The 12,132-nt window shown below is 43.7% G+C and carries 7 protein-coding genes; 4 read left to right on the top strand and 3 right to left on the bottom strand.

Annotated elements, in window-relative coordinates:
• The first annotated feature begins 473 nt into the window (after positions 1 to 473).
• Complete coding sequence (locus C6Y39_RS11125; protein ID WP_105931479.1) at positions 474 to 3,899, top strand: S8 family serine peptidase; 3,426 nt, start codon at positions 474 to 476, stop codon at positions 3,897 to 3,899.
• 43 nt (positions 3,900 to 3,942) lie between these two features.
• On the opposite strand, the gene rmuC is transcribed toward C6Y39_RS11125, so the two are convergent.
• Together rmuC and C6Y39_RS11115 are read right to left on the bottom strand one after the other, a co-directional pair.
• Positions 3,943 to 5,232, bottom strand: coding sequence for a DNA recombination protein RmuC (gene rmuC / locus C6Y39_RS11120; RefSeq protein ID WP_105931306.1), 1,290 nt, complete (start codon positions 5,230 to 5,232; stop codon positions 3,943 to 3,945).
• 247 nt (positions 5,233 to 5,479) lie between these two features.
• Positions 5,480 to 7,009, bottom strand: coding sequence for a fumarate hydratase (locus C6Y39_RS11115; protein WP_105931305.1), 1,530 nt, complete (start codon positions 7,007 to 7,009; stop codon positions 5,480 to 5,482).
• A gap of 315 nt (positions 7,010 to 7,324) precedes the next feature.
• Between C6Y39_RS11115 and pabB the strand changes: the two genes are divergently transcribed.
• The 3 genes from pabB (at position 7,325) to C6Y39_RS11100 (ending at position 10,940) form a co-directional block, all read left to right on the top strand.
• Positions 7,325 to 8,764: an aminodeoxychorismate synthase component I gene (pabB, locus tag C6Y39_RS11110; RefSeq protein WP_105931304.1), complete on the top strand. Its 1,440-nt coding sequence runs from the start codon at positions 7,325 to 7,327 to the stop codon at positions 8,762 to 8,764.
• Positions 8,765 to 8,809: 45 nt separating this feature from the next.
• Positions 8,810 to 9,382: a CoA pyrophosphatase gene (locus C6Y39_RS11105; protein ID WP_105931303.1), complete on the top strand. Its 573-nt coding sequence runs from the start codon at positions 8,810 to 8,812 to the stop codon at positions 9,380 to 9,382.
• 184 nt (positions 9,383 to 9,566) lie between these two features.
• Positions 9,567 to 10,940 (top strand): L-serine ammonia-lyase, encoded by a 1,374-nt coding sequence (locus C6Y39_RS11100; RefSeq protein ID WP_105931302.1) that lies wholly within the window; start codon positions 9,567 to 9,569, stop codon positions 10,938 to 10,940.
• A 118-nt stretch (positions 10,941 to 11,058) separates the two neighbouring features.
• Here C6Y39_RS11100 and cysB read toward each other — a convergent pair whose 3' ends face one another.
• Entirely contained in the window at positions 11,059 to 12,033 is a 975-nt protein-coding gene (gene cysB / locus C6Y39_RS11095) for an HTH-type transcriptional regulator CysB (RefSeq protein WP_105931301.1), read from the bottom strand.
• Between the last annotated feature and the right edge of the window lie 99 nt (positions 12,034 to 12,132).

Below are 12,132 nucleotides of genomic sequence, written 5' to 3'. Positions count from 1 at the left end.
ATATGCTAGTTGAAGATTTGCAGGAGCGTCTTTCTTATTAAAATGCATTTTTACAAAGCGGTGAAATAGACATACTCAATAAATTGAACTTAGAAGGATAAGCGTCCTAAAAAAGTAAACCTTATGTAAATTTAATGATAATCGCCTAGGATGAGTATTTCGCGCGGCCGTTTTATCCTATCGTTATAGCCGGAGGGAACACTGGTTTAATTACGTAATTTTATTACCTTTTAAAGCTGATAAACGACCTGTTTTTGATGAATTTGTCTAGTTAATTTTCATAATCAACTCGTGTCACAAATGTAACAAAATGTGTAATTTGTATATTGTAGAAACATACATTACAAAACGTTGAAAAGTGTGCTAGTAATAAATAGTCACAGCGCAACGGACGTTTATAAATAGGCGATTGACCTTTAATACGTATCCAATAAGTCGCTGGACTCCAGGGAACTATTCACACGAGAATAATTATGAAAAAAACAAATCTAAGCGCCGCAATTATTGTAGCACTTTCGGCATCAGCCTCTGCTGCCGCATCAGACAGAGTTGATTTAGGTTCGCTTCTAAAAACACAAGTTAAAGAAGCAAGCGTTCAGAGTTCACAACTTGAAGCTTCTGGCTCAACTTGGTTAGTTAAAGCAAAAAGCAATACCGCGCTCTCGCGCGCGGAAGTCGCTTTGATGAAAGAGCAAGGTCTTTCATCTTTCAATCTAAACTCTGACGTTACTCTTGACACAGATGTTGGCCTCGATCTTCTACAACGCCAAATCGAAGCGCTTAACCTTGATGTTACGATCACTTCTCGAACTAAGAATCTTGTAGCAGGCTTGGTTATTGATGGTTCATCTGAGGCGATTGCAGAAATAAGGAAGCTGAACACTGTAGATAGCGTTTTACAAGTTTTCAATTCCGAACTACATATTGAAGACAGTGCAGAGTACATCAACGCAACAAGCCTTGTAACTGGTGGTGTTGCAAGCGGGATGGGAACACGGGTTGCTATTCTTGATTCAGGCCTTGATTATACTCACGCTGCAGTGGGTGGTCCAGGTACTGCTGAAGCCTTCGCAGAGGCAACTGCTGATTTAGCAGACACACCTGCATGGCCAATTGGTAACGTTATCGGTGGTTTCGACTTCTTCAACGGCGATCCTGACCCGATGGATAACAATAATCACGGAACGCATGTTGCCCACTCGGTTCTAGGCGTTGCGCCTGACGCTCAAGTATATGCATATACTGTGTGCGACCAGTCTTGCCCAGGTGCAGCTCAGCTAGCAGGTCTAGAAGCATCAATGGACCCCAATGGTGACGGCGATATCTCTGACCGTGTAGACGTAATTAATATGTCGCTAGGTGGTGATTTCGGTACAAACCGTGGCGGTGCTGTTGGCGAGCTTATCGACAAAGCCGTTGAATTAGGTGTTGTTGTTGCTATTTCTGCTGGTAACGATGGTCCTACACCTTTTATCGTAGGCGGCCCTAGTACAACGACTAATGCGCTGTCTGTGGGTGCAATGACTCACCCTACTGTTGAATCAGCAGAAGTATCTGCAACGCTTGGCGATGAGGAAATTACTGCGATTGCTGCAGCTTTCAACCCAGAGCCTGAATTCTCAGTCGACAGCACCACGCCAATTGTTTATGCAGAAGCAGAAACTAATGCGACTGGTTGTGTTGCTTACACAACAGATCTTAGTGATTCAATTGCACTGATTGATCGTGGCGGTTGTGCGTTCACTACTAAAGTGCTTAATGCTCAAGCGGCTGGCGCTGATTTTGTTGTAGTAGCTAACAATGTCGCTGGTGATGGTGCATTTACGATGGGTGGCACACCTGAGTCGGAAGTAACCATCAACTCAGTTATGATTTCTTTTGAAGATGGCAATACTTTAAAGTCTGCAATTGCTGAGAACACTGCGACTTATGCATTTTCGTCAGAACTATTTGTAAAAGCTGGCGCGATTGCAACATTTACATCACGCGGCCCATCAGTTGATGGCCTTTTAAAGCCTGAAATTACGGCACCTGGTACGGCAATCGATACAGCATTAGTAGGAACTGGGGACGGTACGTCGCCTATTAGCGGTACGTCTTTCTCAAGTCCTATTACTGCAGGGGCGCTTTCTCTTCTTGCTGAAGCATTCCCTCGCCGCAACGCGTTTGAACTCAAAGCTACTTTGATGAATAACGCAAATCTTGATGTTACGCTTGAGCCGCGCAGTGTAAATCCTGATGCTGAGCTTGCACCAATAAGCTATATTGGCGCAGGTCTTGTTGACGTCGAAAAAGCATCTCAATCTACAACTGCAGCATGGGACAGTGCAACCAAGCAAGCAGCGCTTGTTTTCGGTCTTCTTGGTTTAAGCGAAGAAGCGTCGGTGACAAAAACTGTAACGGTTAAAAACTTCTCTTCTGAGCCAAAAACGTATTCGCTGTCTGATCAAGCACGTTTCGAAAACGATGCTGCAACAGAAGCGCTTACGATGGAGTATCCAGCTTCTGTTACTGTTCCGGCAGGTCAAACGGTAACGTTTGATGTAACAGCAACAATTGACCCTGCTAAACTACCTGAATGGACATTGACTAGCGATGTAGCTGCTACGCCTGCGGGTTCTGTTGAGCTGACAAATGTTGAATTTGACGGCGCATTAATGCTTACAGACCAAAACGACGTGTCTATGCACCTTGTTTACCATGTACTACCGAAGGCATACGGTTCAGCTACTATCGGTAGTGAACTTACTGAGGACGGTGTAATTCGCACGGTAACAAATACAGGTGTTACTGACTTCGCTACGACCATGGTACCAATTATGGTTGATAGTGGTGTAGACGCTGAAAAGCAGTTTGATATAGTAAATACGTCTTTAGAGTACATTCAAGTTCCTTCATCTACCTGCTCAGCTGAGGCACTTGTACTTACTAACATCACCATGAGAGATCCAGTTGCTTCTTTGCATCAGGCAGGATGGTTCATGGACGTTGATGTTGATGGTGATGGTCAATTCGATTTCACTGCACAAACTTTAAATGACTCTGCATTCGGCCGTGATAATGCTGATGTTGTGACATTTACCCGTCCGTTTGGCGCTTTATCTGGTTCATTGTTTGGAACAATCCATGAGCCGGGCAGCAATGTGTTGTCGATGGTAAGCTGTATCGATGGCCTAGGCCTAACTATCGCGGATCTTGGTGCCGCTAATGCTACTGTTGCATTCCGCGTGGAAGACAGTCCATTCGATTTCTTCCCATCAGTGGCTTACGATGAAGATTTAGTCGTTCAGAATTACTCGTTCCCACTACTTGCTACGCCAACAGTAACTGATGCCGCAGGTGAAGCCGTAGCATCACTTGCTCCTGGCGAAGTTGGTTTCCTTAACGGTGTAGGTGACGGTGGTTTCGCTTTCCTTGGCGAGAGCGGTGCGGTTGTTGCAAGCATCGCGCGTGACGGTGATAACGCTCCAACGCTGGAAGCCCAGACCTTCAACGTTGACGAAAACGCGGAAAATGGCACAGTTGTAGGTACGATCGTAGCAAACGACGAAGATGGTGTTACAAGCCCTGTTTCGGAAATTTTCGTTCAGTCTTCAACATCTATTGCTTTGTCTGTTTCACGCACGGGTGTGATCACGGTTGCAGATTCTACACTTCTTGACTTCGATGCTGGTTTCGAATCAGTAACGATGGAAGTGGTAGCGATTGATACCGCTGGTAACGTCTCTGAAGCGACTGAAGTTACAGTATCTATTAACAACTTAGCAGATGAAGCAAGCGAACAGCCTGCGCCTCCTCCTCCTGCTCCTTCAAACGATTCGAGCGGTGGTTCTATGGGTTGGATTGCTTTGCTACTAGCACCTGCAGTTTACCTACGTAGACGCATGAAACGTTCATAACGTTTTATATGATATTGAAAGGCCGCTTTGAAAGCGGCCTTTTTTATTCGTCCTGAGAAAGCTGTTTAATATGTTGAGACATTTGCTTACTCGGCTGAACGCCAAGCTCTCTAAATTTCTCAATTTGCCTCACCATATTCCCTCTTCCATTCGTTAATTTGTTCATTGCTTGTTCGTAACTTGCATGCGCTGAATCCATCGATTTCCCAACTTTTTCCATGTCAGAAACAAAGCCAACAAATTTGTCATAGAGTTTAGCCGCTTGTTCAGCAATGAGCTGCGCATTTTGATTCTGATACTCATACTGCCAAATATTGTTAATTGTTCGAAGTGCAACCAATAAATTTGTGGGGCTTACTAGCATGATATTGTGGTTAAGGGCCATGGTGACTAACTCAGGCTCTTCTTCTACTGCGATAAGAAATGCAGGCTCTATTGGAATAAAAAGCAGCACATAATCCAACGTTTTCAAGCCTTTTAAGGTTTGATAGTCTTTCGTTCCAAGACCTTTTATGTGCCCTTTAATGGAAGCAACATGTTGACTTAAAAATTGCGCCTTTTCAGATTCGTCATCACAGTTATAGTAGCGTTCATAGGCGGCTAGACTTACCTTCGAGTCAATTATTACGTCCTTATCATTAGGCAAATGCACTACTACATCGGGCTGGTAACGTTTGCCTTGCTCTGATGTCGCAGACACCTGGGTTTCAAACTCGTGCCCTTCACGTAAACCCGATTCCTTAAGAATGCGCTCTAGAACCACTTCGCCCCAGTTTCCTTGCTTCTTGTTATCACCTTTTAATGCACTGGTAAGCGCTGCCGCTTCTTCGGTTATTTTTTGGTTGAGGGCCTTAAGACCTAGTATTTCTGTTTTAAGTGATGCCCTCTCTTGACCCTCACGAATATGTTGTTCTGAGATTTGTCGTTTAAACCCATCTAATTCATTTTTGAACGGCGCCAGCACAGCCTCTATGTTGTGTTTCGTTTGTTGCGTATATCGTTGCTGTTTTTCTTCAAAAATTCGGTTTGCCAAGTTTTCAAACTGGGTTTGCAAACGCTGCTCAGAAGCGTTCATCGCAGCTAATTTGTCTTCATGTGCCTCATGAAGTGCCTGAATTCTTGCTTGATGTGCAACGTTTTGTGCTTGGAGCTTCGCGTTAGTAACCCGCTCATTATTCAGTGCATTTTGAAGATGCTCACAATCTCGCGCTTTCTGAGCAAGTTTTGATGAATTAGCGCGACTGCGAACAAATGAGTAAAGGGCAAAAACACAAATACTGAAAAAAGCGATTAAAAAGGAAATAGGTTCGTTGGAGATAAGATTGATTAACATAGTGCACGTTCATACTGTTGTTTTGTACAGCACTATAAACAAAAACAGGAAAATATACCAATGCACATACAGTATGTGCGAGATGGAAACGTTAAAGTATGGACTAAAACGCAGATTAAAATGACAACCAGAACGAAAAACGGGCGCTCGCGCACCCGTTTTTTAGTTTTTAACAGAAGCTTTAGTCACTGATGGTGATGACTCTTTCAATACAAAGTCGAAAGACTAAAGTTCCTGACACAGATTTCTATTTAGAAAGAGACGCATCCAGTTCTTCGATTTTCGCTTTCCAAATGGCAGGACCATTTTTATGCGCATTGGCACCTGTGCTATCTACCGCTACAGTTACTGGCATATCAACAACATCAAATTCATAAATAGCTTCCATACCTAAATCTTCAAAGGCCACTACACGTGACTTCTTAATAGCTTTAGAAACCAGGTATGCTGCACCGCCCACCGCCATTAAATAAACAGCTTTATGCTTTGCAATTGAATCAACCGTCGCTGGTCCACGCTCAGCTTTACCAATCATCCCGATCAGGCCCGTTTTCTCTAGCATCATGTCGGTAAACTTATCCATACGCGTAGCCGTTGTAGGTCCGGCTGGGCCTACTACTTCGTCACCGACAGCGTCAACTGGTCCTACGTAGTAGATGAAACGATTAGTAAGGTCTACCCCTTCTGGCAAGCCTTCACCATTTTCCATCATCGTTTGAATACGCTTATGCGCTGCATCACGACCGGTAAGCATCTTACCAGATAGCAATACTGTCTCGCCTACTTTCCACTCTTGGATGTCTTCCTTGGTGACTTCATCAAGGTTTACGCGGCGAGTGTTTTCACTCACTTCCCAGGTTACCTCTGGCCAATCTTCTAGCTTAGGTGGTGTTAGCTCTGCTGGGCCTGAACCATCTAAATAGAAATGAGCGTGACGTGTAGCTGCACAGTTAGGGATCATCGCAACTGGTTTAGACGCTGCGTGTGTCGGCAATGATTTGATTTTGACGTCTACAACCGTCGTTAGGCCGCCAAGGCCCTGAGCGCCAATACCTAATTTGTTTACGCGCTCAAAAATTTCTAAGCGAAGCTTTTCATCTGTGGTTTCAGGGCCACGTTCAATGAGCTCTTGAATATCTACAGGGTCCATAAGACTTTCTTTAGCAAGCACTGCTGCTTTTTCTGCAGTGCCGCCAATACCTATGCCCAACATACCAGGTGGACACCAGCCTGCACCCATTGATGGCAAAGTTTTCACAACCCAGTCAGCGATATCGTCACTTGGGTTAAGCATTACCATTTTCGACTTGTTTTCTGAACCGCCGCCTTTTGCCGCAATCATTACTTCGATTTTCTCACCGGCTACCATATCGATGTGCACAACCGCAGGCGTGTTGTCTTTTGTATTTTTGCGAGCTCCAGCTGGGTCGGCAACGATTGACGCACGTAATGGATTATCTGGATTTAAGTAAGCACGACGGGTACCTTCATCAACCATTTCTTGAACGGTCATATCAGTTTTATCCCACGAGACACCCATTCCTACTTTAACGAAACACGTTACAATACCTGTATCTTGGCACAACGGACGTTTGCCCTCTGCCGACATACGAGAATTGATAAGAATTTGCGCCATAGCATCTTTCGCAGCTTGGCTTTGCTCTTTGTTATAGGCCTCTTCGACTGCTTTTACATAGTCTAGGGGATGGTAATAAGAAATGAACTGAAGGGCATCTTCAATGCTGTCAATGAAGTCTTGTTGACGGATAACGGTCATGACATCCTCTTTTTATTTGGCTTTCGTGGTCTTAGCTAGCTAAAAAAGCGTATACTAGCGCATCTAAAGACAACGCACCATGTAAAACCATGCGCTTGGAGCGAATTCTAGTTATTTTTTAAAACAATGTTTAAAGCATCGTTACCCTTGCCTACGTTGACGAGTTTAATAGATTTAAACTAAAGGCAAAAATAGCTAGTAGTGCAGGAATGCGTGGTCGGCAATTCAGTAATAGATTTAAACTCAGTAATAGATTTCAACCAGCGATTTGTGCAGCGAGCGCTGCATCTATAGTTAGAAGTATTTAAGTAATTTATGTCACACGCAGATTCAATCCACGTAAATGTAAGTCGCTTTACTAAACATCAAATAATAGACTTAATGTCGTTAGACAGTAATGCAGGCGAAGCCATCCTAAACGCATTATTTACGCACATTGCAACGCAATCCTACTCTATTTTATTTGATACATCTGGCTCATCGAAAAGTGAAGGCCGCTTTAACATCATGGCCTTCGCCCCCTCAGCCATTATCGAAGCTAAAGGTGACACGGTTTGTTTGATTGATGCGTTATCGTCTAAGCGTACTTCCCTTTCTCTACGCCCTTTTGAAGCGGTCGAACAACACCTACACGCTCGCGTTAAGTCAGTTGAGGTACATGCGAATTTTGAGACTGAACATCTTCCCTTTATCGTGGGTGTCGCCGGGATGGCAGGCTATGATACAGGCCGTTTTTACGAGACGTTACCCGCTATTGCCAAGAATGACTACAGCACACCTGATTTTACTGTAGGTCTTTATACATCTTCGCTAATTGAGGACACGCAAACCGGATATGTATATTTCTGTACCGCTGATAACCTAACGCTGCCCGAGGTGTTTTTAAACAACAAGGCTAAAAGTAAGCCTCTTGGTTTCAAACTTTCCTCTCCGTTTGAATCAAATCTATCTAAGGATGATTACGAGCAATGTTTAGAGAAAATTAATGCGTATTTGAGAGCGGGTGATTGTTATCAAGTAAATATGGCGCAAAGATTTACTGCGACTTATGAGGGGAGCATGTGGCACGCATACTGTCATTTACGCGACCATAATCAAGCGCCGTTTTCAGCGTTTTACAACTTACCACAAGGTTGTATCGCGTCTATTTCTCCAGAGCGTTTTCTTAGAGTAAAAGACGGTATTGTTGAAACAAAACCGATTAAAGGAACCCGTCCGCGCTTTGAGGATGCAGTCAAAGACGAGGCAAGTGCACAAAGCCTTCTGTCTGCAGAAAAAGATCGCTCAGAAAACTTAATGATTGTTGATCTTCTTCGAAACGATATCTCTAAACATTGTAAAGCTAATACAGTGAAAGTTCCCGCGCTTTTCGCATTAGAGAGTTACGAGGCCGTTCATCATTTAGTCAGCACAGTGACAGGTGAACTCAATGAAAATGCATCCCCTCTTGAACTTCTTGCTTCAGCGTTTCCCGGCGGTTCTATTACTGGCGCTCCAAAGATACGAGCGATGGAAGTCATTGATGAGTTAGAGCCTCATCGGCGGAACATCTACTGTGGAAGTATTTTTTACATGGGATATCGAGAGGATATGGACTCAAGTATCTGTATTAGAACTGTGTTAGCAGAGAAGAATCAATTACATTGCTGGGCCGGCGGTGGTATTGTTTTAGATTCGGTTCCAAGTGAAGAATATCAAGAAACCTTGGATAAAGTATCAAAAATATTGCCCGTACTTGCGTCAATAAATCGGTAAAAGGGTTCTAATTAAAGTCGATAAGTTATTGAGTTAAGAACATATATGACGAGAAATGAATTTCTATCGCAATTTCATCATTTAAGACAAACCTACAGTGAACCAGACTTTCCTTTGAGGAAGACCGGGCGTCCTGCGGCGGTCTTAATTCCGTTAATTGATTATGGAGATTCTCTTCAACTTTTACTTACCGAGCGAGCGCACCACCTAAGACACCATCCAGGCCAAGTAAGTTTCCCTGGCGGGGCCGTTGATGAAACTGACAATTCTTTTTTTGATGCCGCCCTTCGAGAAGCACAAGAAGAAGTGGGGCTGCCCTCAAATAACGTTGACGTGGTTGGCATGCTTCCAAAATACCGTACCATTAGTGGCTATGAAATAGCCCCTGTTGTCGGATTTGTTAACCCCGATTTCACCCCAATTATTGATAAAAACGAGGTTGAAAGCGCGTTTGAAGTTCCTCTCTCACACGTGTTGGATAGAAAGAATCATTTAGTTCACACCACACACCGTGATAAAAAAACGTTTCCTATTTATTTTATCCCATGGAAAAACAGGATGATTTGGGGAGCGACAGCAGCGATGTTGAGGAATTTGTCCCATCATATTCATCCTTAAGCGTCCTACCGTATGCTCGTTAGGAGCACCTCTACCTCTTGTCGAACGACCTTGGTTACCTTGCTATAAATTTATCTTTACAGTGTATTAGCAAAACTAATCATCCTATTAGCTTTTCTGTATTGTGGTTTTCACCTCGTAGATGCATGATCCCATTATTACTTTGTTTTAATTTTAGAAGTTTATGATCAGCGTATTTGATATGTTCAGTGTGGGCATTGGCCCTTCAAGCTCACACACGGTAGGTCCAATGAAAGCAGGTGCTGAGTTTGTCGCTGAACTCGCTCAAGATACTGAGAAGTTTGACGCTGTCGATAGCGTAAAAGTTGAACTATTTGGTTCACTCGGTCAGACGGGTATCGGCCACGGTACGGGAAAAGCGGTCATTTTGGGGTTGCTTGGTGAGCTTCCTGATGAAATCGATGTGGATACCATTGAATCAAAGCTAGAAGAAATAAGAAATAGTGAGAAACTGTGCTTAAACGGCGAAAAGTTAGTTCGCTTCCCAAGCAAAAACGCGATAGTTTTTCATCGTCGAAAGACGCTTCCTAAGCATGCTAATGCCCTGACGTTTTACGCTTACGCACAAGATGAGCTGGTAAAACAACAAACCTATTACAGTATCGGCGGCGGCTTTATCATTAAAGACGAAGACTTCGATGCAACCAAAGCACACGCAGCCAGCCTGCAAGCTTCTGTTCCGTTCCCTTTCAAAACCGCTGAAGAACTTCTTTCTTTGTGTAAAACAAACGGGTTAAGTATAAGCTCACTTATGTTGCGCAATGAATCAACCTTTAGGCCTAAACACGAAGTAAAGCAACAACTTCACAATATTTGGCTTGTGATGAAAGCCTGTATACAACGTGGAATCGAAAGCGAAGGTATTCTTCCTGGCGGCCTAAAAGTAGTTCGTCGCGCTCCGGGCCTTTACCGCCGACTCCAAACTGAGCACACAAACGATCCTATGCAAACAATGGATTGGGTAAACCTTTTTGCACTAGCAGTTAACGAAGAAAATGCTGCAGGTGGTCGTGTCGTCACTGCACCTACAAATGGCGCAGCTGGCATAATTCCAGCGGTTCTCCAATATGTTGATAAGTTTATTCGCCCAGTCGATGAAGAAGTCGCCAGCCGTTTTCTCTTAACAGCAGGCGCCATTGGCATATTGTACAAAGAAAATGCGTCAATATCCGGGGCTGAAGTTGGCTGTCAGGGTGAAGTAGGTGTAGCGTGCTCTATGGCGGCGGGAGCGCTTGCTGAAATTATGGGCGGCACTGCTGCTTCTGTCGAAAATGCAGCAGAAATTGGTATGGAGCATAACCTAGGGCTGACCTGTGACCCCGTCGGTGGCCTGGTTCAGGTACCGTGTATAGAAAGAAATGCAATGGGCGCCATTAAAGCAATAAATGCGTCTCGCCTTGCGTTGCGAGGAACAGGCGAACACAAGGTATCGCTGGATAAGGTAATTAAAACCATGCGCGATACAGGAAACGATATGAAAACAAAGTATAAAGAAACTGCCAGAGGTGGCTTGGCTGTCAATATCATTGAATGCTAGAGCAAATTCAAAAGTAAAAATGGGGCTTAACTACGCCCCATTTTTGTTTGCATTACCACGCTTCGCTAAGAAACTTGCCAGCGCCTTCTGAGTGGGCACTTTTCTGTGCGGAATGGTATTATTTAACTGGTAACGTCACGCCCTTGAACATCTTTTCCACTTCTTCATTGTTTTTAAGCATCATCGCTTTTTCAACTTTATCCTTGGTCAGATGAGGAGCAAAGCGCTCAATAAAGTCGTACATGTAGCTTCTTAAGAACGACCCTTTTCTAAAACCAATTTTTGTGGTGCTGTAATCAAATAAGTGACTGGCGTCAATTTTAACTAAATCGTCGTCTAAATCTTCGCTCACCGCCATTGATGCAATAACGCCAATACCAACACCGAGTCGTACGTAGGTTTTTATAACGTCCGCATCTGTCGCAGTAAATACTATCTTAGGCGTTAGCCCTGCTCTCTCAAACGCCTGATCTAATTCAGAGCGACCTGTGAAGCCAAACACGTAAGTAACCAGCGGGTATTTCGCGATATCAGAAATGTCTATTGTGCCTTTTTGAGAAAGTGGATGATCTTTATTAACAATCACACTGCGATTCCAATGGTAACAAGGCAACATTACCAAATCGTTATACAAATGAAGTGCTTCGGTGGCGATGGCAAAGTCAGCCTCGCCTTTTGCGGCTAAATCACTAATTTGAGACGGAGTGCCCTGATGCATATGAAGCGAAACCTTTGGGTACTTCGTCATAAAACCTTGTATAACGTCAGGAAGTGCATAACGTGCTTGGGTATGTGTTGTTGCAATGTTTAACTTACCCTGATCGGGTAAGGTATGCTCTCTTGCAACAGCTTTTATACTTTCAACCTTTGCCAGAATTTCTCTGGCAATATTTACAACATCATTTCCGGCATCAGTCACGTGTGTCAGGTGCTTTCCGCTACGGCCAAATATCTGTACGCCTAACTCGTCCTCCAGCATGCGAACTTGCTTGCTAATACCGGGTTGTGAGGTATACAAGCTCTCTGCAGTTGCTGATACATTTAAATTGTTATTAAGGACTTCTACGATATACCGTAGTTGTTGAAGCTTCATATTTACACCGATTCTATAAAGAAAACTGACATTGTTCTTTCACCGTTATAACTAAAACGACTCATTTTTACTAGTTGCTATTACAAAAATCGCATTATA

The sequence above is a fragment of the Alteromonas gracilis genome (assembly GCF_002993325.1).
In the GTDB taxonomy this organism is placed as follows: Bacteria; Pseudomonadota; Gammaproteobacteria; order Enterobacterales; family Alteromonadaceae; genus Alteromonas; species Alteromonas gracilis.
Note: the sequence above shows the minus strand (reverse complement) of the source record. Positions and strands in the feature narration are given on the sequence as shown.

What these genes read in the sequence shown, in the direction of transcription:
- pabB (WP_105931304.1), top strand. Translation starts at nt 7,325, where the DNA reads ATGTCACACGCAGATTCAATCCACGTAAATGTAAGTCGCTTTACTAAA.
- C6Y39_RS11105 (WP_105931303.1), top strand. Translation starts at nt 8,810, where the DNA reads ATGACGAGAAATGAATTTCTATCGCAATTTCATCATTTAAGACAAACC.
- C6Y39_RS11125 (WP_105931479.1), top strand. Translation starts at nt 474, where the DNA reads ATGAAAAAAACAAATCTAAGCGCCGCAATTATTGTAGCACTTTCGGCA.
- C6Y39_RS11115 (WP_105931305.1), bottom strand. Translation starts at nt 7,009, where the DNA reads ATGACCGTTATCCGTCAACAAGACTTCATTGACAGCATTGAAGATGCC.
- rmuC (WP_105931306.1), bottom strand. Translation starts at nt 5,232, where the DNA reads ATGTTAATCAATCTTATCTCCAACGAACCTATTTCCTTTTTAATCGCT.
- cysB (WP_105931301.1), bottom strand. Translation starts at nt 12,033, where the DNA reads ATGAAGCTTCAACAACTACGGTATATCGTAGAAGTCCTTAATAACAAT.
- C6Y39_RS11100 (WP_105931302.1), top strand. Translation starts at nt 9,567, where the DNA reads ATGATCAGCGTATTTGATATGTTCAGTGTGGGCATTGGCCCTTCAAGC.